This window comes from Nocardiopsis ansamitocini, from assembly GCF_030268225.1.
Taxonomy (GTDB): Bacteria; Actinomycetota; Actinomycetes; order Streptosporangiales; family Streptosporangiaceae; genus Nocardiopsis_D; species Nocardiopsis_D ansamitocini.
This window is the reverse complement of record NZ_BSQG01000005.1, coordinates 293297-315367: the sequence shown is the minus strand read 5'-3', so window position 1 is coordinate 315367 and position 22071 is coordinate 293297. Positions and strand designations below refer to the sequence as shown.

Here is a 22071-nt window from a genome sequence, read left to right as displayed (position 1 = left end):
TTCGGGCTGCTGTGAATCCGCGAATGATGGCGAAGGTTTCCCGGTGCGGTCATGGCCGGTTCCGGTCGATGATCGCTCCGACGTCGGCTGCCCGGTCCAGCGTCCCGAAAACGTGGCCGCGCCCGTCACCGAGGCGGGATGCGACGAAGGCATCGGCGACTGCCGGGGGTGCATGGCGTACCAGAAGGGCTCCCTGCAGGCACAGCGCCATCAGTTCCACCACCGAGCGCGCGCGGTACTTGATGCCGTCCGTATCGGCGAGCTCCGCGCGCAGGCGGGTGACCGCTGCGTCCAGGCGGATGTCGCCTCCGGCTGCCAGGTCGAGTTCGGCCAGCAACGCCGCGATGCTGTCGGGTTCGCGCTCTATCGCACGCAGCACGTCCAGTGCCGCCACGTTGCCCGCCCCTTCCCAGATCGAGTTGAGTGGCGACTCGCGAAACAGTCGCGGCATCCCCGACTCCTCCACGTAGCCGTTGCCACCCAGGCATTCCAGTGCCTCGGCGACGTGCGGTGCCTGGCGCTTGGTCACCCAGAACTTGCCCACCGCCACGGCAAGGCGCCGAAAGGCGATCTCCTCGGCGTCGCCGCCGATGGCGCGATCGGTCGAGCCGGCCAGGCGCAGCATCAGGGTGGTGGCGGCCTCCGACTCCAGCGCGAGGTCGGCCAGTACGTTGCGCATCAGTGGCTGTTCCAGCAGTGCCCGGCCGAAAACGTACCGCTGGCTCGTGTGGTGCACGGCCTGGCCCAGCGCCGCGCGCATTCCGGCCGCGGAACCGATCACGCAGTCCAGCCTTGTGCTGTTGACCATTTCGATGATCGTGCGCACCCCGTGCTCCGGGTCGCCGACCGGCCAGGCCAGCGCCCCGTCGTACTCCAGTTCGGCGGATGCGTTGGAACGGTTGCCGAGTTTGTCCTTGAGACGCTGGATGACGAGGGCGTTGCGGGAACCGTCCTCCAGTACTCGCGGTACCAGGAAGCACCCCAGCCCCTCGGGGGACTGGGCCAACGTCAGGAAGAGGTCGCCCATCGGAGCGGAGGTGAACCACTTGTGGCCGCGCAACCGGTAGGTGCCGTCAGGAGCGGGCACTGCCTGGGTGGTGCCCGCCCGGACGTCGGAACCGCCCTGTTTCTCGGTCATCGACATGCCTGCCAGTAGCCCCTGCTTGGTGTGGGGAGGCCGCAGCCCGAAGTCGTAGGAGCGTGCGGTCAGCAGCGGCTCGAACTGCTTGGCGAGTCCGGGGGAGTGGCGCAGAGCCGGGATCGCGGCGTAGGTCATGGACATCGGACATCCGTGGCCGGCCTCGTTCTGGCTCCACACGAAGAACTTGGCGGCCCGAGCCACGTGCGCCCCGGGCCGGTCCTCGGCCCACGGGGCGGCGTGCAGGCCGTGCGCCACTGCCGTGTCGGTGAGGACGTGCCACGCGGGGTGGAAGTCGACCTCGTCGATGCGGTTGCCGTAGCGGTCATGGGTGCGCAGCACCGGTTCGTTGACGTTGGCCTGCTCGGCCCATCCGTGCGCCGCAGCACTCCCGGCCAGCTTTCCGAGCTCGGAGAGTTCACCGGCCGCCCACCCCGCGCCCTCGCGTTCGATCCCCTCGGTCAGCGCGGCGTCGTCGGCGACGTCGTAGTCCTCCAGGGGGGAGGGCTGATTGAACACCTCGTGCGTGGGGGGCATGGCTGCTGGCTTCCCTTCCGGCCGGTCCTGGCGTGCTTTCCACCCTAGTCGGAGGGGGCGGCGATGAAAATGAATCGAATTCATTTTCTGTCCCTGTCCCTGCTCCTGCGCCGACGCCGGTCCGCCGTGCACTGCCCTCCCGGTCGGTGCGGTGGGGCGGAAACAGCCGTGCGCCCGGCCCCATGAGGGAACCGGGCGCACGCGGGACCGGATCAGCGCGTCACGCCGCCCGAGGCCGGTACCGGACGCAGCGCCGCGTCGTAACGCGCAACGACGATCTCGGCCAGTTCCGGGCAGTCGCCCAACGCGTCCGACACCACCACCGCGCCGGCCGCCTCCGCCTGCTGTGCCACCCGATCGGCGAAGAAACCCGGTGCCAACAGGTAGGTGGCCACCGCGACCCGACCCGCACCCTGTGTGCGCAGCAGCTCCACCGCTTCACCGGGAGTGGGAGCGGACGCGGAGGCGAAGGCCGGGCGCACCGCACCCCAGTCCCCCCGCTCGGCCAGCCGGCGCGCCATCTCGGTGACCACCGCGTTGGCGCCCGCATCGCTGGAACCGGCTGATGCCAGCACCAGCGCGGTGTCGGGCCCCGCCGTCGCACCCGCCTCGGCGAGCCGCCGCTCCACCGCCGCCAGCAGCAGTGGATCAGGCCCCAGGGTGTCGGCGTAGCGGACCTTGAGCCACGGGTAGGCCGTACGGACCCGGGTCAGGACCCGGGGCAGGTCCACCTTGCTGTGGTAGGCCGCCGTCAGCAGGGCCGGCAGCACCACGACCTCTCCCGCACCCTGGGCGGCCAGCGTCGCCACCGCGGTCCCGGGATCGGGGGAGACGTGGTCCAGGTAGGCCACCCGCACGTCCAGTCCCGGCCGCAGTCGGCGCACCCGGGCGAAGAGCGCCTCCACGGCGGCGGCCGAACGCGGGTCCCGGCTGCCATGTGCCACCGCGATCAGTGGTGCCCGCTCCGGGACCGGACGGGTGTTGCCGCCGGTCACAGGTGAATACCGCATTCCGTCTTGCCCGTCCCCGCCCAGCGCCCGCTGCGGGGATCGGCCCCCTCCTCGACACGCCGGGTGCACGGTGCGCACCCGATCGAGGGGTATCCGTCGTACTGCAGCGGGTTGACCAGCACACCGTGCTCGGTCATGTAGGAGTCCACGTCCTCCTTGCTCCACCGCGCGATCGGGTTGACCTTCACCATCTTCTTGCGCTTGTCCCACTGCACGACGCCCACGTCGCGCCGGGTCGTGGAGTCCGCGCGGCGCAACCCGCTCAGCCACGCGTCGTACGGTTCCAGCGCGCGCTTGAGCGGTTCGACCTTGCGCAGGTGACAACAGATGTTGGGGTCGCGTCCGTGCAGGCGCGGACCCAGGTCGCGGTCCTGCTCCGCCACGGTGCGCAGCGGCTCCACGTTGACCAGGTTGATCGGGTAGATCGCTTTGACCGCGTCCCGGGTGCCGAGGGTCTCGGCGAAGTGGTAGCCGGTGTCCAGGAAGATGACGTCGATCCCGGGCACCACCTTGGAGACCAGGTCCACCATGAGGGCGTCAGCCATCGAGGAGGTCATGCACAGCCGGTCGCCGAAGGTCTCCGACGCCCACCGGATGATCTCCTGGGCGCTGGCCTCCTCTAGCTCGGCCGCGGCCCCGGCTGCCAGCGCGGCGCCGTCCAGTGTGACGTTCATGCGTTCTCCTCCAGCGTCGGTGTAGCGCGTCCCGCCTCGGCGATGGCAGCGGCACGAAGGCCCACGAACTTGACCCGGAACACGCGGGCGCACGAGGCGCAGGCCCAGGCATAGCCTGATCCCTTCTCCCCGTCCCCCTCGTGCGGTTCCAGGTCTTCGTCACCGCAGTAAGGGCAGTAGTAGGGTGCGGCTCGCTCGCTCATCGGCGGGCCACCTCCGCGCGGTCCGTTCGGTGTCCGGTACTCACTTGAGGTCCGCCTCCTCGGCTCGGGTCACCCAGGTCGCGAACGCCTCGCCCTCCTGCTTCTGCGCCAGGAAACGGCGCAACACCCGCTCGACGTAGTCGGGCAGTTCCTCGGCGGTGGCCTTGAGCCCGCGTACCTTGCGGCCGAACCCGGCCGTCTCCAGGCCCAGGCTGCCGCCCAAGTGGATCTGGTAGCCCTCGACCTGGTTGCCCGCGGAGTCGGTGACCAGTTGGCCCTTCAGCCCGATGTCGGCCACCTGGATGCGCGCGCAGGAGTTCGGGCAGCCGTTGACGTTGATGGTCAGCTGCTCGGAGAACTCCGGGAGCCGTCGCTCCAGCTCCTCGATCAAGGTCATCGCCCGCCCCTTGGTCTCGACGATGGCGAGCTTGCAGAACTCGATGCCCGTGCAGGCCATCGTCTGACGGCGGAAGGTACTGGGCCGGACCTGGAGGTCCTCGGCTTCCAGCGCCGCCACGATCGACTCGACCCGGTCCTCGTCGATGTCGAGGACGACCAGTTTCTGGTCGGTGGTCGTACGGATGCGGTCCGACCCGTGTGCCTCGGCGATATCGGCGACCCGGTCCAGGAGGGTTCCCGAGACCCGCCCCACCCGCGGGGCGAATCCGACGTAGAACCGGCCGTCCTGCTGGCGGTGCACGCCCACGTGGTCGCGCAGCGAACCTTCGGCGATACCGGAGTCGGGGCCGTCCGCCAGCGCGTAGCCGAGGTACTCCTTCTCCAGTACCTCGCGGAACTTCTCGGCCCCCCAGTCCTTGATCAGGAACTTGATGCGGGCGCGGTGGCGCAGCCTGCGGTAGCCGTAGTCGCGGAAGATGCCGCAGACTCCGGCCCAGACCTCGGGCACCTGCTCGGGGCGTACGAAGGTCCCCAGCCGCTTGGCCAGCATCGGGTTCGTGGACAGGCCCCCGCCCACGTACAGGTCGAACCCCGGGGCGCCGTCGGGGCCGATGACGCCGATGAAGGAGATGTCGTTGATCAGTCGGGTGTCGGCGGTCAACGGGTTGCCGCTGATGAGGGTCTTGAACTTGCGCGGAAGGTTGGAGAACTCGGGGGAGCCGATGTAGTCGTCGTAGATCTTCTGGATCTGCGGCGTACCGTCGATGATCTCGTCCTCGGCGATTCCGGCCAGTGGACAGCCCAGGATCACCCGGGGGGTGTCGCCGCACGCCTCCATCGTGGACAGTCCCACCGACTCCAGCCGGTCCCAGATGGCAGGCACGTCCTCGACCCGCACCCAGTGCAACTGCACGTTCTGGCGGTCGGTGATGTCGGCCGTGTCGCGCCCGTAGGCGGTGGAGACCTCGGCCACGGCCCGCAGCTGGGCGACGCTGAGCTGACCGCCGTCGATGCGCACGCGCAGCATGAAGTAGCGGGCGTCGAGCTCCTCGGGTTCCAGGACCGCGGTCTTGCCGCCGTCGATGCCCGGTGCGCGCTGGGTGTAGAGACCGAACCAGCGGAACCGGCCGCGCAGATCGGCCGGGTCGATGGAGTCGAAGCCCCGCTTGGAGTAGACGTTGATGATCCGATCGCGGACGTTGAGTCCGTCGTCGTTCTTCTTGTTCTCCTCGTTCTTGTTCAGCGGTTCACGGTAGCCGAGGGCCCATTGGCCCTCGCCGCGGCGGGGACGGGCGGTCGCTGCTGATGCGGGAGGCATCGCGGGGTCCTCCGAAGTCTCTGGGTGTCGACCGAGCCGCGGGTCGAGGGCTGGTACCCGGGAGCGCGGCCGGCGGTGCGGGTTGTGGACCGGCCCAGAAGACGTGCATCCCGCAGGGCTCCCGTACCGTGGACGTCATTGTGCGCGTGGCAGGGAGGAAGCGAGAGAGCGAGAGCAACGTCGGCGCTGAGCTGGCCCCGTATAGGGCGGAAATAGCTACAAAGCTGGCGTGGAATCAACCGACGTTGCGACAGATGGCGCTGCGGACCCGAAGGAAGTCCACGTGCCGGCGCACGCAGAGCATCGGGTCGATAGCAGCAGTCATAGGAACGACAATGACATGCCGGAGAAACCTTTGTCCAGGCATGGGCGTCCCGGCTCGACAGTGAGCCGCGTCACGTTAACTACCTTTAACTGACTGATTGAGTGGGATATGTGGCGCAGTGGTCACGGTTCGCCATCGAAACGGTGTGAATCCATAGCCTGTGCCGTGTAGGGCCCGCCCTGTGCCGGTTCGAACAGTAGCTTTGACCTGTGCGACGCATCTCGGACCGGATCCGCCAGGCCGCGGAGGACGCGCGTGACCGCCATCCGCGTACTGGCGCGGCCGGCACACTCGTCGTGCGTACCGTCAAGTCGGTCATTCGGGTGCGTGTCCTGGGGCTCGCCGCCGAATCGGCATTCTTCACCCTGTTGTCGCTGCCGGCCCTCCTGCTTGGACTGCTGGGCACCCTCGGCTACTACAGCTCGGTGCTCGGCGCCGACACCGTTCTGGAGATCCGGGTCTGGATCCTCGACCTGGCCGCCCGGGTCCTGACCAGCGAAACCGTGGACTCCCTGGTGGCACCCCTGGTCGACGACTTCCTCGGCGGTGTCCAGGGCGGGATCATCTCGCTGACCTTCCTGGTGTCGCTGTGGTCGGGGTCGCGGGCCATGAGCGTCTTCATCGAGTCGATCACCATCGCCTACGGACTGGCCGATGTGCGCGGCTATATCCATCATCGCGGGCTCGCCTTCCTGGCCTACCTGGGCGGACTGTTGTTCGCGCTGCTCGTGTTGCCGGTCCTGGTCGCCGGTCCCGACCTCATCCGCCGCCTGCTGCCCTTCCTCGACGAGCCCTTGCGCCTGGCCTACTGGCCGGCCGTCGGCATCCTCCTGCTGGTCTGCATCGTCACTCTCTACACGGTCAGCGTCCCGGTGCGCACCCCGCTATGGCGCCACCTGCCCGGCGGCATCCTCGCGATGCTGATCCTGCTGCTGGGCTCGGTCGGCCTGCGGGTCTACCTGGACGTCTCGTTCGGCCAGGTGAGCATCTACGGTTCCTTGGCCGCCCCCATCGCGATCATGGCCTGGCTGTACGTCATGGCGCTGGCGATCCTGATCGGCTCCTCCCTCAACGCCGAGATCGACGCGATGTGGCCCACCCCCACAACCGCTGAGGCCCGCGCCGAGATCGCTGCCCGCCGGCATGCCTGGGCCGTGCGCAACGTGCGCTACCGGGAGGAGGCGCTACAGAGCCTTGCCGAGAGCACGGAAGCCAAGAAAGGCAACAACGGCAACGATGACACCCCCGGCGAGACGGTGACCGACGGAGCGCCCCCCGTGGACACCGGTGCTGTTGGCCGAGAGGACGCCCCCGACCGCCCCGTCCCCGATGACGTCGCTGCCTGTCCCGCGCCCGCCGTCCCTGTTGCCCGGCCTGCCGGTGAGAGTGCGACCATCGCATCGCGCACCACCGAGGACCACTGATCCCCGACCCCGACCCGACGAGTATCCCCCCACGACCCCGCCCCGACCCGGGCGGGCGAAGAGAGCAAAATGGCGCGATCGACCAAGAAGCCCCCCAAGTCCCCGAAGTCCACCATCACCGGCCTGGTCGCCTCCATCGCTGCGCTGGCGGTGGCCGCACTCCTGGTTGCCTTCCTCACCGGCAACAACGTCATCGATGTCTTCCGCGACCTCAGCGGCCAGGAGGGCCAGGGCGGTTCCGGTGGCAGCACCGAGCAGCAGGGACCGGCCACCGAGGCCGATGCGGAGCAGGCCCGCGAGCAGTTGGCCGCCCTCCAGATCACCGAGCCCGCACCCCGCGGCGACTACGAACGCAGCGAGTTCGGCAGCGGCTGGATCGACACCGACAAGAACGGCTGCTCCACCCGCAACGACGTGCTCGCCCGCGACCTCACCGACACCGATATCGCCCCCGACTGCAAGGTGCACAGCGGCACACTGGACGACCCCTACACCGGCCAGAGCATCGAGTTCAGCAGCCAGGACCCCCAGGCGGTGCAGATCGATCACGTGGTGCCGCTCTCACTGGCCTGGCGTATGGGAGCCGACCAGTGGGATCGCGACCGGCGTGTGGAGTTCGCCAACGACTTCGGCAACCTGTTGGCCTCCGACGGTCCCGCCAACCGGCAGAAGAGCGACTCCGGTCCCGGGGAATGGCAGCCCTACGAGGGGTACCGCTGCTCCTATGCCGTGGCATACGTGGACGTGAGCCATCGCTACGAACTCCCTGTCTCCACAGCCGACCACGACGGACTGACCGAAATGCTCGACACCTGCGCCTCCTAGCCGGAGCCGTCACCCGGGAGCCGGCCCGGAACCGCTGTGCGTGGACGCAGACTCCAGGCCAGGCACGCAGCGACCAGGCCGGCCACCGGAACCGCCAGCAGGCCCACGCGTAGCGACGACAGGTCACCGATGGCGCCGATCAGGGGCGGGAAGGCCAGGAATCCCAGCCTGGCCAACCACGCCACCACGGTCACGCCGTCACCGCTGCGCACGCCCGGGATCTCACCGGCCGCGGCCAACGCGAGCGGAAAGAGGGGAGCCACCCCCAGTCCGCACAGACCGAACCCGACGATCGTCAGCATCTGGCCGCCACCGGCCAGTGCGATGCCGAGCCCGACCGCAGACAGCAGAAGGCCGCTCCGGGCCACCGTCACCGCTCCGAACGCGTCGGTGAGCCGGTCGCCCACCAGGCGGCCCAGCGTCATCATCGCCTGGCAGGCGACGAAGGGCAGTCCGGCCAGGAAAGCGGTCGCGGAGAGTTCGTCACGCATGTAGACCGCGCCCCAGGAAGCCGCCGCATCCTCGATCGCGCCCGAGAGCATCAGCAGGACGCTCAGCGCCATCAGCAGGCCCAGAGCCCCTGAAGGCAGTCGCCATCGTCGGCCCCGCACCGTGGTGGCCCCGTCGGCCCGTTCGCTGTGCTCGGCGCCGCCCAGCAGGAACTGCGCCGCCACCAACGACGCCAGGGTCAGCGTCACGGCGACGCCCGTCAAGTGTCCGACGATGGGTATTCCCAGCCCGGCCATGAGGACGCCCAGGAGTCCGCCCGCAACCGCCGCGATGCTCCAGACCGCGTGGAAGGTGTTGATGATGGTGCGCGCATAGCGCCTCTGCACCCGCAACCCGTGGGCGTTCATCGCGGAGTCGCCCCAGGTGTCGCCGCACCCCAGTACGAAGAGCGCCGTGGCCAGTACCCACCAGGACGGAGCGAGCGCCACGACCGGCAGCGTCCACGCGGCCAGGATTCCGGAGGCGACCGCGACCCGGCCGCTGCCAAACCGTGCGATGAGCGGTCCCGCCACCATTCCGGTCAACGCCGCGCCCAACGGCATCGCCGCGATCGCGGTCCCCAGTGCGGCGTTGGACAGGTCCAACCGGTCCTTGATGATCGGCAGCCAGGGCACCACGTTGGTGTAGGTGAAACCGTTGATCGCGAACAGTGCGAGCACGGAGGTCCTGGCCCGCTGCGCCTGGGCATCGGGTGGCGCCGTTGTGCGCTGAACGCCGGTCACCGTTCTCCCTCGGCGGATCCTGCGGGGGCCTGGATTGCACCATCGGCGGACTGTGCGGGCACTCGCTCATCCCCTCGGGTCGATGACCGGGGCAGCTTCGGTACAAACGCTTAGGCTGTGAGCGCTCCCCTGCCGATGGGATACGGACCGCCCGGAGCTGCTGACGACCTTCCGACCCTAATCCTTCACATGAAGTTGCGGAATCGGTTTCACCCCCTCTAAATATGAACTCCCGGACCTGCTTCCCCCCGGACGACCGGAGCCTCGTACCGATGATCGACATGACCGCACTGCGCGAGAAGCCGGTACTGGCCGGCGAGCACGTTCGACTGGTACCGCTGACCGAGGAGCACGCTGAGGTCTTTCACGCCTCGACGTTGGACCCCGAGGTTCGGAGGTTGACCGGCACCCATCGGTTCCTCGACCGGAAGGAGGCCGAGGACTGGTGCGCCACCCGCGACGCGCAGGCCGACCGGCTGGACCTGGCGATCATCGAGCAGCACAGCGGCAGGTTCTTCGGCGAACTGTCCCTTATGAGCGTTGATGTCGACAACGAGAGCGCGGCCTACCGCATCGCGCTCTCGGCGATCGAGTTCACCGGTCGTGGTCTCGGCAAGGAGGCGACCCGCCTGTTGCTCGACTACGCCTTCGACCGGATCGGACTCCACCGGGTCTGGCTTCGTGTCTATGCGTTCAACATGCGCGCCATCGCCGCCTATCTCTCCTGTGGTTTCACCGTCGAAGGGCGGATGCGCGACGCGCTGCTGTGGGAAGGCCGTCGCCACGACGCACTGCTGATGTCGGTCCTGCGTGACGACCCGCGAAAAGACGGCGGACGAGCGGTCGCCGGTCAGGGCCTCTGATTCGACGGCCGGCCGGTAGCGCTTCGGAAAACGCGCGTCGCGGGCCGGGGCAAGGGCCGACAACCGTACTGATGGTTCCCCGGGCGGATCGGCCGCTCCGTCGTGGTTGGTCCGGCGACTTCAACGGGTATGCCGGTAGGCACGTTTTCCGTGCAGAGCCGAGTTGTGCGGTGGTTGCCGTGAGTCCACTACCCGTATCACTGCCGTTCGCCGACCGGGCAGAGGCCGGACGACTGCTCGCCGAACGGGTGGGCGCCCTTGCCGAAACCGACCCGGTCGTGATCGCGCTGCCGCGCGGTGGGGTGCCGGTGGGTGCGGAACTGGCCAGGCGATTATCCGTTCCATTGGACGTCCTGGTAGTGCGCAAGATCGGTCTGCCGGGCCGCCCTGAGGCCGGAGTCGGAGCCCTCGCCGAAGACGGGCACGTCTGCTACGACGACGGCACGTTGTCGAGGCTGCGCCTGTCCCGTGGGCAGTTGGCCGATGTGGTCGGTGCCGAGCGCGTCGAACTCGGACGCCGCCTGGAGGTCTATCGGGGAGACAGACAGGCGCCCAGACTCACCGGCCGCGACGTCATCGTCGTCGACGACGGTGCGGCCACCGGTGGCACCGCCCGAACCGCACTGCGCATGGTGCGTCGTCAGTGCCCGGCCCGGCTCTTCCTCGCGGTCCCGGTCATCGCGCCCCGGGCGCTCACCCTGTTGCAACCGGAGGCCGACCAGGTTGTCGCGCTGGCCGTTCCGGAGAACTTTCGGGCGGTGGGGGAGTGGTACCGCGATTTCACCCAGGTGGGCGACGGCCACGTCACTGCCGTGCTGACCGAGTTGCGCGACGCCGACTCCACGGGGCAGACCGAGCGTGCTGTTCGTGTCCAGGTGCACGACCGGCACCTGGACGGCGACCTCACCCTGCCGGCAGCCATCCGCGGGGCGGTCGTGTGCGGGGTCGGGCACGGCAGGGGCAGTCCCTACAACCGTGCCATCGGCACGGTCCTGCGCCAAAGCGGGTACGCCACCCTGCTGCTCGACCTTCTCACCCCCGCAGAGCGCAACGAGGCGGCCAACGGCGGAAGCGGGGCAGGCCCCCTTGTGCTGGGGGACCGATTGGCGGCCGCGGTGAGCTGGTTGCGTCGGGCCACCACCGTGGCCGGCGGCCCGGTCGGTCTGCTGGGCATCGGCACCGCGGCGCCGGCGGCTCTGGTGGCCGCGGCCCGGCTGCCGCACGACGTGGGAGCGCTGGTGCTCAGAGGTGGCCGGATCGACCTGGCCGGTGACGCGCTTTCGCAGGTCCGCTCCCCGGCGCTGATCATGGTGCAGGGGGCGGACCCGTTCGTCCGGGAACTCGCCGAGTGGGCGTTGGGCCGGTTGGGGGCGCCCTACGAGCTGGTCGTACTTCCGGGCGCCGAACAGCTGCTCGACCACTCGGAGGAATGGCGCCCGGTGGGAGAGCGGGCCGCGGAGTGGTTCCGGCGCACTCTCTGACGGGGGTACCGGTGGCTGGACGACACCGCGGCGCCCTCGACGAGGAAACGTCGGGGCGCCGCGGGGAACGGCCGATCGGGCCGGATACTGAGTTGTTGCCGGGGGAGGTCCGTTAGGGAACGTGCCTTGCCGGTCCTTGCCGAGCCACCCAAAGGGGGCGGGTGCTCAGCGCCGCGATTCTCGCCGGGGGCGAGGCGGGATCAGGCTGCGTTGGCGCGGCGCATACGACGCCGGCGCTCGGACGCGCGCTCGTCTTCGTTGAGCCCGCCCCACGTTCCGTACTTCTCGGGACGCGAGATCGCGTAGTCGAGACATTCGGTGCGGACGGGGCAGTGAGCGCAGATCTCCTTGGCCTTGCGCTCGCGAATCTCCCGCTCCGGCTGGCGTTCGCCATCCGGGCCGAAGAAGAGCACAAGGTCCTCGCCCCGGCACGCGGCGGCATCCTGCCACCCCCAGCTCGGGCGGGGGCGCAGCGCGGCCTGCCGACGTACCTGAGACATGGTTGAACCACCTCTACTGAAATCGCTAGTAAGCTATGTGCAAGCTGATGATCAAACTGGGCAAAGCTACGTGAGTCGCCCAGCACGGTGTTAACGCCGTGCTGTGCTTCGGTGTTCCCCGTGTGGTTGAGACCACGCTGGCGCAGATCCGCCGAATCGGCGGGCGCTCACGCGACGGGCCGAGGAGGCGGAAGACGCTCTCCCTGCGGGCCGGTACGTAATCATGCCATCCCCGCTCCCGATCGCGCACGGGGGGTAGGGAAATTCCTCGCTGAACCGTTACCGAAAACTAGATTAGGGCACTGGACGAACCGGGTACCTGTCATGGTTTACGGCAGAAATACGTGATCCACCCCTGACGGGACGGATAAGGAACATCCTAGGGGGGTTTTCGGTCTCTGGCCAGAGGTCTGTGTTGATACGCCGGTCACATCCTTGTCGCCGATGGCGCTCACACCTCACTGCTCTCTCCGGGCGACAGTCGTTCGTATCCCGCGTCGCTGCCGGTCATGGCCAGATTGCGTCCGTAGACGGCTATCCCGTTCTCGTTGAGCAGCCCGTCGTGGATGGCGACACTCCGTCTGGCCCCGACCGCGCGGACGTAGTCGATGAGTTCCGCGGACTTCATCCAGGGGGCGTGCAGCGGGACCAGGAGCGTGCCGACCGGATCGTCGGGAACGGTGTAGGCGTCGCCGGGATGGAACACCCCGCCGGTAGGGGTATCAATCCGAAACCCGATGTTGGGTACGACCGGAATATCGGGGTGGATGACAGCGTGCCGCTCCCCGTGCACCTGGACGTCGAACCCCTCGACCTCGAAGCGGTCGCCCGACTCCACGCCCAGGTGGGTCACCCCGAGAGGGAGCAGGTGCGGGGCGAGCGAAGGGTGCGCGTACACCCGCAGCCCCGGGTTGGCGGCCGCAGCCGCACGCAACCGGTCGGTGTCGAGGTGGTCGGGATGCTCGTGCGTGATGGCGACGACGTCGGCACCCACCGCGGCCTCCTCCTCGCTGAAGGAGCCGGGGTCGATCACCAGCGTCGCTCCGTCTTTCTCCAGACGCACGCACGAGTGGCCGAGTTTGGTCAATCGCATGACCGCCTCCTTGACTGTCGGCGTTCTGCCGCGTTGGTCCGGGTGGCCTACCCGCCGACTCCGACGCTATTCACCCGGCGCTGGGACAACTGCCGTCCGGTCCGCTTCACCCGGCGCAGCAACTCATCCATCACGGAGGCGTCAACGGAGTCGCGTGCAGTCGAGATCCTCGGCGGATCGGCCGGCAGGGGCAGCAGGACCTCGGCTTCTCGTGTCTTCTCCACGACGCATGGCCTCCCCATGGCGAACAGACGCCACACCGGAGGCAAATAGATTTTTGGCCCGGCGTTTCCCGGGAAGGGGAACGAAGCGGGACAACAGGGCTTCCCCTAGGGGGGAAGTACGGGATGGGCGCCGGAACTGGTGGCGCCGCGTCCCCGTCAGACGTAGTAGACCTTGAGCGGTCGCCGCCGTTGTCGGCCGACCGTGCAAAGACCAAAGAAGAATGAGGTGTCGGGCAACGTGGGCCTGCTGCGGTTAATCCTTAACATCATCTGGCTGTTCGTGGCGGGGCTCTGGCTTGCGATTGGTTACGCCATCGCCGGGATCATCTGCTGCATCCTCATCATCACCATCCCCTTCGGTGTCGCGTCCTTCCGGATGGCCGCTTACGCGCTCTGGCCTTTCGGCCGCGACCTGGTGCGCCGTCATGATGCCGGCACCGCCAGCACCGTCGGCAACGTCATCTGGATCATCGTGGCCGGCTGGTGGCTGACCATCGGTCACATCACGACCGCGGCGGCGCTTGCGATCACCATCATCGGTATCCCCATGGCCTGGGCGTCGATCAAGATGATTCCGATGGCCCTCGCGCCGTTCGGCAACGAGGTCGTTCCCTCCGGTTCCCACCGATCCACATGGGGCATCTGATTCGAATAGGTCCTTGAGCGACCGCGGTCAGGGGTACGGGTCCGAGTGCTTCGGACCCGTACCCAGTCGGTGGGAAACGGGGCCGAGTGGGACTTAAGGGGTAAAAAGGTGGAATTCAAGCGATCGAAATGGTGGTCCGCGGCGCGCAAGCGTCGTGCGGCGCGGACCAGGGCTGTGCCCGCGCCCGAGTCGGTGCCGGCTCCCACACCGGAACCGGTGCACCAGGACGACCTCTTGAAGACGGTCAGCAATGCCGCCTGGCGCCTCTTGGTCATCGGGGTGGTGGTCGCCCTGCTGTTGTGGGGGGCGATCTACATCCGGGTCGTGGTCCTGCCGATCATCCTCGCCATTTTCGCCACGGCGCTGCTCATGCCGGTCGCCAACTGGCTGCGGTCAAAGGGGATGGGGCGCGGGACCGCCACCGCCATCACCGTGTTGGGGGCGCTGATCGCTTTCGGCGGCGTCGTCACCATCGTCGTGATGCCGGCGGTCTCGGGTTTCAACAGCATCGCCACCAGCGTCAACCAGGCCGTGGTCACGCTGCAGGACTTCGCCGCCTCGCTGGGATTAAACGACCGCCTGGTCAGTGACTGGGTGGCCAGCGCCCAGGCCGAGATCCAGCGCAACAGCAGCCAGTTGGTCAGCGGGACCTGGGCGGTGGCCGTCGGGGTCGGCGAGGTCCTGATCGGCGTGATCCTGGTCCTGGTCCTCACCGTCTACTTCGTGCACTCGGGCGACGAGCTGATGAAGTGGGTGCGCGAACTGTTCCCCCAACCGAGCCGTCGCGCGATCCAGATCGCCGGCGAGGTCAGTTACGACGTCATGGGCCGCTACGTGCGCGGGGTCGCGCTGGTGGGTCTGTTCGACGCCATCGGCATCGGCATCGTCCTGCTGTTCTGCCTCGACCCCACCCTGGCCTGGCCGCTCATCGTGTTGACCTTCATCGGTGCCTTCCTGCCGGTCATCGGTGCCTTCCTGACCGGGCTGATCTCGGTCCTGGTGGGCCTCGTCGCGGAAGGCTGGATCGTGGCGCTGATCATTCTGGCCGGCACTGTTGCCGTACAGCAGTTGGAGAGTCACGTCTTCGCCCCCCGTGTCTACGGAAAGGCCCTGGAGCTTCCTTCCGCGGTGGTGCTCCTGGCGATCGCCATCGGTTCGATCATCGGTGGCATCACCGGTGCGTTCCTGGCGACCCCGGTGGCAGCGGTCCTGGCCGCGCTGCTGCGCAACCGGCCCTTCGCGATCGCCGAGGCGCAGGTGCTCGGCGCCTCCGCTCCTTCCGTCCCGTCGCCCCAGGGCACAGCGGCCCCGGCAGCCCCGGCAGCCCCGGCGGCGTCGCCGGCCCCGACGACGCGTCCGGCCACCAGCCCACCCCCCGCGGCGGACGGGTAGCAGTCCTCTCCCGCCGGTTGCGTCCGGTCGGGCCACCGAATCCTGTGGACGGATCGGTGGCCCGGCCGCTTTACCGGACCGGTTAGGGTAGTGGGGTGCGTCTTGCGGACTGACGAGCCTTACGTCCCCAAACAGCGGTCCCCGCTCCATGAGCGGCTGAGCCGCCGAACCGTCGTCCCCTCCACGCACCCCGCGCGCCGTAGCGAGAAAGTCGTCATCACCCATGCTCATTGCTTCTGACCTCGAACTCCGTGTAGGCGCCCGCCTGCTGCTGGAGCCCACGTCCTTCCGGGTGGGCCCTGGCGACCGGATCGGCCTGGTCGGCCGCAACGGAGCCGGGAAAACGACGATGACCAAGGTCCTCGCCGGAGAGGGCATGCCGGTCGGTGGTGGGGTCACGTCCTCGGGGAGTATCGGTTACCTGCCCCAGGACCCGCGCACCGGCGACCTCGAAGTCCTGGCGCGCGACCGTATCCTCTCCGCCCGTGGCATCGACGACGTCCTCCGCACGATGCGTGCGGCCGAGCAGAAGATGACCAGCGACGTTCCCAAGACCCGCGACCAAGGGGTGCGCGCCTACGCGCGGGCCGAGGAGCGGTTGCACGTGCTGGGCGGTTACGCGGTCGAGTCCGAAGCGGCCTCGATCGCCACCAGCCTGGGGTTGCCCCAGCGCATCCTGGAGCAGCCGTTGCACACCCTCTCCGGCGGCCAGCGCCGCCGGGTCGAGCTGGCGCGCATCCTCTTCAGCGGTGCCGACACCCTGCTGTTGGACGAGCCCACCAACCACCTCGACGGTGACTCCATCGTCTGGCTGCGCGACTTCCTCAAGTCCCACCAGGGCGGGCTCATCGTGATCAGTCACGACGTGGAACTCGTCGAACACGTGGTCAACAAGGTCTTCTACCTCGACGCCAACCGCTGCGTCATCGACATCTACAACATGGGTTGGAAGGCCTACCAGACCCAGCGCGAGGCCGACGAGCGCCGGCGTCGACGCGAGCAGGCCAACGCCGAGAAGCAGGCGTCGGCCCTACAGAAGCAGGCCGACAAGTTCCGGGCCAAGGCCAGCAAGGCCAAAGCGGCCCAGCAGATGCTCAACCGTGCGGACCGCCTGCTCAACTCGGTCGCCGGCCAGCGGGTCGCCGACCGGGTCGCCAAACTGCGGTTCCCCGACCCCGCCCCCAGCGGTCGCACCCCGCTCGCCGCTGAAGGGCTCTCCAAGTCCTACGGGTCGTTGGAGATCTTCACGGGAGTCGACCTCGCCATCGACCGCGGCAGTCGGGTGGTCATCCTCGGTCTTAACGGTGCGGGCAAGACAACGCTGCTCCGGATCCTTGCCGGGGTGGAAAAGCCCGACACCGGAGGCGTGGTCCCGGGGCACGGGCTGCGGCTGGGCTACTACGCCCAGGAGCACGAGACCCTGGACACCGAGCGCTCGGTGCTGGCCAACATGATGAGCGCAGCCCCCGACCTGCCCGAGGTCGAGGCCCGTCGCACGCTGGGATCGTTCCTGTTCACCGGCGACGACGTCGACAAGCCGGCCAGCGTCCTCTCCGGTGGAGAGAAGACCCGGCTGGCGCTGGCCGCCCTGGTCGTCTCCAGTGCCAATGTGCTCCTCCTGGACGAGCCGACGAACAACCTCGACCCGGCCAGCCGCGAGGAGATCCTCAGCGCGCTGCGCAACTACAAGGGCGCGATCGTTCTGGTCACGCACGACGAGGGCGCGGTCGAGGCACTTCAGCCCGAAAGAGTCATCCTGTTGCCCGACGGCGTCGAGGACGTCTGGAACACCGAGTTCGCCGACCTCATCGCGCTGGCCTGACCTCCTGCGCAGCGCCGGACGGGTCCCGCCGGTGGTTCCCCGGCACGGTTTTTCGTACCCGGGAACCACCGCTATCACAACGACATCCTTTCTTTCCCCTCCGGTGGGTAGCCAGTTGGCGGTCCATGGCTGATCATGGGCAGCAATGTGTCGCCCATCTCGCTGACCCACCAGGAGGCATCCGTGGCAGAGACTCTGAGAAAGGGCACCCGCGTGACGGGAAGCGATCGGTCGGATCTTGCCTCTGACCTGAAGGAACGCTACGAGCAGGGGGAAAGTATCCGCTCGCTCGCCGCTGCCACCGGGCGCTCCTACGGTTTTGTGCACCGGTTGCTCACCGAGGCGGGCGTGGTGTTGCGTGGCCGCGGCGGGGCCACGCGCAGAAACCAGGGGTGAGTCCCGCGCGCCGGGGGCGTGCGGGCTACGGTCTCTTCCAACAACGGTAAACCGAACCGGATTCTGGGTGCGGTCCGAGTGCGCGGAGGCATGTATGGGGCAGGCGACGATCCCCTCGACCGAGGAATTGGCCGCGGCGGGGCTGGGTATGGCGGTCGACGGTGCCGTCGTGCGGATCACCATCGCACGCCCCGAACGCCGCAACGCCATGACCGGCCGAACCTGGACCACTCTGGCCCGGATCGGGCAGTCCCTTTCCGAGTCGGTGCGTGTCGTCGTGATCACGGGGGAGGGGGCCACCTTCTCCTCCGGTATCGACCTGGCGATGTTCGAGCCCGGCGGGGTCCCCGGTGAGGAGTCGCTGTTCGCCCGGGCCGTCAGCGACCCCGACGACACCGCCGCCCTGGACGCGGGAATCGCCGCCTACCAAGACGGCTACCTATGGTTGCGGCGGCCCGGCATCGTCTCCATCGCCGCTGTGCGGGGCCATGCCATCGGTGCCGGTTTTCAGCTTGCTCTGGCCTGCGACATCAGGGTTCTGGCCGACGACGCCCAGTTGTGCATGAAGGAGCCCGCGCTCGGTCTCGTCCCCGACCTCACCGGTACCAAGCCCCTTGTGGACCTGGTCGGCGTCAACCGCGCCATCGAGTTGTGCCTGACCGCTCGGACGGTCTCGGCACAGGAGGCCCACGAACTACGCCTGGCCGAACGCGTGGTGCCCGAGCCGCAGCTCGACGCCGCCGTAGCCGATTTGGTGGAAGCGCTACTGGCCACGCCGGCCGAGGCCGCGGCGGCCACCAAAGCACTGCTGCTTCAGGCCCGGAACAACGACCTCCCCACTCAGGCACGGGCAGAGCGCACCGCGCAGATCGCCCGCCTGCGCGCGCTGGTTGCTGGCGCCTAGCGGGTGCCGCGCGTGGTGCGCCCGCCCCGGGCGCAAGACGGTCCTGCCCGATCGCCCCGGGGCGTCTTCCCTTCAGTATTGATCGCGCCGGCCGTCGACCGGGGAGCGCGCAATCCCACCGCTGTTCGTGCGGCTTTTGGTCCCAGGCGGCTTTGTGCCGCAACGAGAACGTCCAGACCCGCTTACCGGTTCGTAAGAGTTGTCTAGTATGTTGTTCGAGGCGGTCAATTAGTGCTGCGCGCATCCGGCGCGCCGGGCCGCCTGGCGCCGGGGGAAGTCCATACCCCCCGTGTCGCGTTTACCCGGCGCGTTTGTGTGATTTCTTCGCGGTTCCATGTTGACCAACCTCGGAGCCTTCCTCGAAACGCAGCCCAACGATGAGGAAGGTTTACGTCACTTGACGGACAATGCCGCATGCCCGCAATTCGGTGATCTCGGTCTCCCCGAGGCGATCGTCGAAAAGCTGGCGCAGAACGGTGTGACCACCCCGTTCCCGATTCAGGCAGCGACCATTCCGGACGCCATCGCCGGTCGCGACGTGCTCGGCTGCGGGCGCACCGGATCCGGCAAGACCCTGGCCTTCGGCCTGCCGATGCTGGTTCGCGCGGCCCAGGCACGTGCGGAGTCCCGCCGCCCCCGCGGCCTCGTGCTGGTGCCCACCCGCGAACTCGCCCACCAGGTCCGCGACGCCCTGCTTCCCTACGCCCACGTGCTCGGCGTCCGCGTCGGCGACGTCGTCGGGGGCAGCTCCTACACCCGCCAGATCAGCGAACTGCGTCGCGGTATCGAGATCCTGGTCGCCACGCCCGGCCGCCTCAGCGACCTGATCGACCAGGGCGCCTGCGACCTGCGCGACGTCGAGCTGTCCGTGCTGGACGAGGCCGACCAGATGTGCGACATGGGTTTCATGCCCCAGGTCAGCGAGCTGCTCGACCAGGTGCGCCCCAAGGGGCAGACGCTGCTGTTCTCCGCGACCCTGGACGGCGACGTCGACAAACTGGTCCGCCGCTACATGAACGACCCGCAGACCCACTCGGTCGACCCGCCGGTCTCCCAGGTCAGCACGATGGAGCACCACCTGCTCAAGGTGCTTCCGCGCGACAAGAGCCGCATCATCACCGAGATTGCCGCCCGCGACGGTCGCACCATCCTGTTCGTGCGCAGCAAGCACCGCGCTGACAGCATCAGCGAGCAACTGGTCAACGCCGGCGTTCCGGCCGCCTCGCTGCACGGCGGCAAGACCCAGAGCGTACGCACCAAGACGCTGGCCAAGTTCCGCGAGGGCAAGATCCAGACCCTGGTCGCCACCGACGTCGCGGCCCGCGGTATCCACGTCGACGGCATCGACCTCGTGCTCAACGTCGACCTGCCCACCGGGCACAAGGACTACCTGCACCGCGGCGGCCGTACCGCCCGTGCGGGCGAGTCCGGTCGGGTCGTCTCCATCGTGGCACCCAACCAGCGCCGTCAGGCCCGCCGTCTGCTCATCGACGCCGGGGTGGACGCCAAGCAGCACCTGGTCAACCCCGGTGACGAGCTGCTGACCGAGGTCACCGGCGCCCGCGAGCCCTCGTGGGAGCCCTGGATCGAGCCGCCCGAGCCCGAGCGTCGCGGCCGTGGCCGCGGCGGTCCCCGCCGCGGTGGGTACGGAGGTGGGGGCGGCCGTCCGCGTCGCGACTTCGGTGACCGCGACAGCCGTCCGCGTCGCGACTTCGGTGAGCGTTCCCAGGGCGGCGAGCGCCGTTCGTTCGGTGACCGCGACGACCGTCCGCGCCGCGACTCCGCGGACCGCCCACAGGGCGAGCGCCGTTCGTTCGGTGACCGCGACGACCGTCCGCGCCGCGACTTCGGCGACCGCGAGGGCCGTCCGCGCCGCGACTTCGGCGACCGCGAGGGCCGTCCGCGTCGCGACTTCGGCGACCGCGAGGGCCGTCCCGCCTTCCGCAGTGACGACCGCCGGGGCGGCGGAGCACGCACGCCTGCCTTCCGTGGTGGTGACGACCGCCGTCAGGGCGCTCCGCGCGCCTGACCCCGCCTGAAACGCCGGTGGCCGCGCTCCCCTCGGGAGCGCGGCCACCGGCGTTTCACGGGCTGTTCGGGCGGCGCTCGTTCTACGGAGGGTTCCCCTCGCTCCCACCGCGCTTTCGCGCCGAGCGTGGCGGCCGCTTCTCCTGCACCACCCCGGTGTCCTTGAAAATGCCGATCGCCAAAGCGACCAGGCCGCCGAACGCGAACACCACGACGCCGATCCCGACCACGAGCCAGGACGGCCCCTGCGTCAGGCCGACCCCTGCCGTGATGAAGCCGACGACCATGACCAGAACCATCGCCCATGACGAGGCCCGCCCCTTGTGCGAGCGGTGCAGACCGGCCCCGTCGATGTCCGGTGCGTCGCCGAAGTGCCCCTGCCGGTCGTTCATGTCAATCCCCCTGACCAGGACAACTGCCCGTGGCCGCTCGACGCCAAACACCACGGAGGCGGACGGCATACTGCCGGTGTGAGACGGCGCGTTGTGGGAAGCCAATGGGGTGACCAGTCCCGCAGATCCAGGAAAGCCGAGTGCCGTCATGTCGGTCACCGCCCGTGAGATCCACCTCGCCGCCTACCCCAAGGGTGAGCCCACGCCCACCAACTTCACCCTGGCCGAGCGCGTGCTACCCGATCCCGGGCAGGGCGAGTTGCTGGTGCGCAACCTCGCGCTCTCGGTGGATCCCTACATGCGGGGCAAGATGACCGGTGTCCGCAGCTACACCGACCCCTACGAGATCGGCGAACCCATGGACGGCGCCGCCGTCGGTGTCGTCGAGGCGAGCGGGGACCCCTCCTATCCCGTCGGCACCACCGTCCTGCACGGCCAGGGCTGGCGTTCCCACGCCCTGCTGCCCGTCTCCTCGGTGCGTCCGGTCAACGTGACAGGGGACCTGCCCGCCAGCGCTTACCTCGGGGTCCTCGGGATGCCCGGCCAGACCGCCTACATCGGCCTCTTCCACAAGGCGGAGATGCGTGAGGGCGACACCGTGTTCGTCTCGGGCGCGGCCGGCGCGGTGGGCAGCGTCGTGGGACAACTGGCCAAACGCAACGGTGCCAAGCGGGTCATCGGCAGTGCGGGATCGTCGGAGAAGGTGCGCCACCTCGTCGAGGACCTCGGGTTCGACGCCGCCTTCAACTACAAGGACGGGCCGGTGCGCGACCAACTCGTCGAGGCGGCCCCCGACGGAATCGACGTCTACTTCGACAACGTCGGTGGCGAGCACCTGGAGGCAGCCATAGCGGTGGCCAACGATTTCGCCCGTTTCGCGCTGTGCGGAGCGATCTCCGGCTACAACGCCACCGAGCCGCCCCAGGCTCCGCGCAACCTCTTCCAGATCGTCGCCAAGCGGCTCACCCTGCGTGGTTTCATCGTCGGTGACAACCCCGAACTCGTGGGATCGTTCTACCGCGATGTGGCCCCTGCCGTGGCCGAGGGCGCCATCACCTTCCGAGAGACCATCGTGGACGGACTGGAGAATGCCCCCCGGGCGTTCATCGACATGCTGCGTGGCGCCAACACCGGGAAGATGATCGTGCGCCTCGGACAGTAACCGCCCCGGGAGGGCACAGCACGGCGGCGCACAGTGAAAACGGTTATCGGCTACCATGCGACGGAATCCCTGACTTCGACCGA

General features: G+C 68.7%; 21 protein-coding genes. 11 read left to right on the top strand and 10 right to left on the bottom strand.

Annotation, left to right across the window (positions count from 1 at the left end; genetic code table 11):
- Nucleotides 1-49 precede the first annotated feature (49 nt).
- The 5 genes from QSJ59_RS16300 to QSJ59_RS16280 form a co-directional block, all read right to left on the bottom strand.
- Nucleotides 50-1675 (bottom strand): acyl-CoA dehydrogenase family protein, encoded by a 1626-nt coding sequence (locus tag QSJ59_RS16300; protein WP_285760419.1) that lies wholly within the window; start codon nt 1673-1675, stop codon nt 50-52.
- Nucleotides 1676-1887: 212 nt separating this feature from the next.
- Nucleotides 1888-2685, bottom strand: coding sequence for a sirohydrochlorin chelatase (locus tag QSJ59_RS16295; RefSeq protein WP_285760418.1), 798 nt, complete (start codon nt 2683-2685; stop codon nt 1888-1890).
- On the bottom strand, nt 2667-3359 hold the full coding sequence (locus QSJ59_RS16290) for a phosphoadenylyl-sulfate reductase (RefSeq protein WP_285760417.1): 693 nt from the start codon (nt 3357-3359) through the stop codon (nt 2667-2669). Before QSJ59_RS16290 ends, QSJ59_RS16295 begins: the two co-directional genes overlap by 19 nt.
- Nucleotides 3356-3562, bottom strand: coding sequence for a hypothetical protein (locus tag QSJ59_RS16285; protein ID WP_285760416.1), 207 nt, complete (start codon nt 3560-3562; stop codon nt 3356-3358). Before QSJ59_RS16285 ends, QSJ59_RS16290 begins: the two co-directional genes overlap by 4 nt.
- Nucleotides 3563-3602: 40 nt before the next feature.
- Nucleotides 3603-5279, bottom strand: coding sequence for a nitrite/sulfite reductase (locus tag QSJ59_RS16280; RefSeq protein ID WP_285760415.1), 1677 nt, complete (start codon nt 5277-5279; stop codon nt 3603-3605).
- Between the two features lie 534 nt (nt 5280-5813).
- Between QSJ59_RS16280 and QSJ59_RS16275 the strand changes: the two genes are divergently transcribed.
- Entirely contained in the window at nt 5814-7028 is a 1215-nt protein-coding gene (locus QSJ59_RS16275; protein WP_285760414.1) for a YihY/virulence factor BrkB family protein, read from the top strand.
- A gap of 69 nt (nt 7029-7097) precedes the next feature.
- Nucleotides 7098-7853, top strand: coding sequence for an HNH endonuclease family protein (locus QSJ59_RS16270; protein WP_285760413.1), 756 nt, complete (start codon nt 7098-7100; stop codon nt 7851-7853).
- Here QSJ59_RS16270 and QSJ59_RS16265 read toward each other — a convergent pair.
- Nucleotides 7850-9085, bottom strand: coding sequence for an MFS transporter (locus QSJ59_RS16265; RefSeq protein WP_285760412.1), 1236 nt, complete (start codon nt 9083-9085; stop codon nt 7850-7852). The genes QSJ59_RS16270 and QSJ59_RS16265 overlap by 4 nt on opposite strands.
- A 272-nt stretch (nt 9086-9357) precedes the next feature.
- Here QSJ59_RS16265 and QSJ59_RS16260 point away from each other — a divergent pair, with 272 nt between their 5' ends.
- Both QSJ59_RS16260 and QSJ59_RS16255 read left to right on the top strand, forming a co-directional pair.
- The gene (locus QSJ59_RS16260) at nt 9358-9948 is read left to right on the top strand and encodes a GNAT family N-acetyltransferase (protein WP_285760411.1); all 591 of its coding nucleotides are present in this window, start codon (nt 9358-9360) and stop codon (nt 9946-9948) included.
- A 179-nt stretch (nt 9949-10127) separates the two neighbouring features.
- Nucleotides 10128-11429, top strand: a complete 1302-nt coding sequence (locus tag QSJ59_RS16255; protein ID WP_285760410.1) for a phosphoribosyltransferase family protein — start codon at nt 10128-10130, stop codon at nt 11427-11429.
- A gap of 200 nt (nt 11430-11629) precedes the next feature.
- Here the strand turns inward: QSJ59_RS16255 and QSJ59_RS16250 are convergent, their stop codons facing one another.
- The 3 genes from QSJ59_RS16250 to QSJ59_RS16240 form a co-directional block, all read right to left on the bottom strand.
- Complete coding sequence (locus tag QSJ59_RS16250) at nt 11630-11929, bottom strand: WhiB family transcriptional regulator (protein ID WP_267887221.1); 300 nt, start codon at nt 11927-11929, stop codon at nt 11630-11632.
- A gap of 451 nt (nt 11930-12380) precedes the next feature.
- Nucleotides 12381-13022, bottom strand: a complete 642-nt coding sequence (locus QSJ59_RS16245) for an MBL fold metallo-hydrolase (protein WP_285760409.1) — start codon at nt 13020-13022, stop codon at nt 12381-12383.
- 47 nt (nt 13023-13069) lie between these two features.
- Nucleotides 13070-13246 carry a hypothetical protein gene (locus QSJ59_RS16240; protein WP_285760408.1) on the bottom strand — a complete coding sequence of 59 codons (177 nt, stop codon included), beginning with the start codon at nt 13244-13246 and terminating at the stop codon, nt 13070-13072.
- Between the two features lie 238 nt (nt 13247-13484).
- Between QSJ59_RS16240 and QSJ59_RS16235 the strand changes: the two genes are divergently transcribed.
- From QSJ59_RS16235 to QSJ59_RS16210, 6 genes are all read left to right on the top strand, one after another.
- Nucleotides 13485-13892: a YccF domain-containing protein gene (locus tag QSJ59_RS16235; protein ID WP_285760591.1), complete on the top strand. Its 408-nt coding sequence runs from the start codon at nt 13485-13487 to the stop codon at nt 13890-13892.
- Nucleotides 13893-14000: 108 nt separating this feature from the next.
- On the top strand, nt 14001-15284 hold the full coding sequence (locus QSJ59_RS16230; RefSeq protein WP_285760407.1) for an AI-2E family transporter: 1284 nt from the start codon (nt 14001-14003) through the stop codon (nt 15282-15284).
- Between the two features lie 223 nt (nt 15285-15507).
- Nucleotides 15508-17106, top strand: coding sequence for an ABC-F family ATP-binding cassette domain-containing protein (locus QSJ59_RS16225; RefSeq protein ID WP_285760406.1), 1599 nt, complete (start codon nt 15508-15510; stop codon nt 17104-17106).
- Between the two features lie 183 nt (nt 17107-17289).
- Nucleotides 17290-17502, top strand: coding sequence for a helix-turn-helix domain-containing protein (locus QSJ59_RS16220; protein ID WP_285760405.1), 213 nt, complete (start codon nt 17290-17292; stop codon nt 17500-17502).
- A gap of 94 nt (nt 17503-17596) precedes the next feature.
- Entirely contained in the window at nt 17597-18406 is an 810-nt protein-coding gene (locus tag QSJ59_RS16215; protein ID WP_285760404.1) for an enoyl-CoA hydratase/isomerase family protein, read from the top strand.
- Between the two features lie 397 nt (nt 18407-18803).
- Complete coding sequence (locus QSJ59_RS16210; RefSeq protein WP_285760403.1) at nt 18804-20435, top strand: DEAD/DEAH box helicase; 1632 nt, start codon at nt 18804-18806, stop codon at nt 20433-20435.
- Nucleotides 20436-20517: 82 nt separating this feature from the next.
- Here the strand turns inward: QSJ59_RS16210 and QSJ59_RS16205 are convergent, their stop codons facing one another.
- Nucleotides 20518-20826 (bottom strand): hypothetical protein, encoded by a 309-nt coding sequence (locus QSJ59_RS16205; protein WP_285760402.1) that lies wholly within the window; start codon nt 20824-20826, stop codon nt 20518-20520.
- A gap of 148 nt (nt 20827-20974) precedes the next feature.
- Between QSJ59_RS16205 and QSJ59_RS16200 the strand changes: the two genes are divergently transcribed.
- Nucleotides 20975-21988: an NADP-dependent oxidoreductase gene (locus tag QSJ59_RS16200; protein ID WP_285760590.1), complete on the top strand. Its 1014-nt coding sequence runs from the start codon at nt 20975-20977 to the stop codon at nt 21986-21988.
- The last annotated feature ends 83 nt before the right edge of the window (nt 21989-22071 follow it).

Excerpts from the sequence above, each read along its gene's own strand:
- QSJ59_RS16245 (WP_285760409.1), bottom strand. The coding sequence starts at position 13,022 with ATGCGATTGACCAAACTCGGCCACTCGTGCGTGCGTCTGGAGAAAGAC.
- QSJ59_RS16285 (WP_285760416.1), bottom strand. The coding sequence starts at position 3,562 with ATGAGCGAGCGAGCCGCACCCTACTACTGCCCTTACTGCGGTGACGAA.
- QSJ59_RS16295 (WP_285760418.1), bottom strand. The coding sequence starts at position 2,685 with ATGCGGTATTCACCTGTGACCGGCGGCAACACCCGTCCGGTCCCGGAG.
- QSJ59_RS16300 (WP_285760419.1), bottom strand. The coding sequence starts at position 1,675 with ATGCCCCCCACGCACGAGGTGTTCAATCAGCCCTCCCCCCTGGAGGAC.
- QSJ59_RS16205 (WP_285760402.1), bottom strand. The coding sequence starts at position 20,826 with ATGAACGACCGGCAGGGGCACTTCGGCGACGCACCGGACATCGACGGG.
- QSJ59_RS16260 (WP_285760411.1), top strand. The coding sequence starts at position 9,358 with ATGATCGACATGACCGCACTGCGCGAGAAGCCGGTACTGGCCGGCGAG.
- QSJ59_RS16225 (WP_285760406.1), top strand. The coding sequence starts at position 15,508 with ATGCTCATTGCTTCTGACCTCGAACTCCGTGTAGGCGCCCGCCTGCTG.
- QSJ59_RS16200 (WP_285760590.1), top strand. The coding sequence starts at position 20,975 with ATGTCGGTCACCGCCCGTGAGATCCACCTCGCCGCCTACCCCAAGGGT.
- QSJ59_RS16250 (WP_267887221.1), bottom strand. The coding sequence starts at position 11,929 with ATGTCTCAGGTACGTCGGCAGGCCGCGCTGCGCCCCCGCCCGAGCTGG.
- QSJ59_RS16270 (WP_285760413.1), top strand. The coding sequence starts at position 7,098 with ATGGCGCGATCGACCAAGAAGCCCCCCAAGTCCCCGAAGTCCACCATC.
- QSJ59_RS16215 (WP_285760404.1), top strand. The coding sequence starts at position 17,597 with ATGGGGCAGGCGACGATCCCCTCGACCGAGGAATTGGCCGCGGCGGGG.
- QSJ59_RS16290 (WP_285760417.1), bottom strand. The coding sequence starts at position 3,359 with ATGAACGTCACACTGGACGGCGCCGCGCTGGCAGCCGGGGCCGCGGCC.
- QSJ59_RS16280 (WP_285760415.1), bottom strand. The coding sequence starts at position 5,279 with ATGCCTCCCGCATCAGCAGCGACCGCCCGTCCCCGCCGCGGCGAGGGC.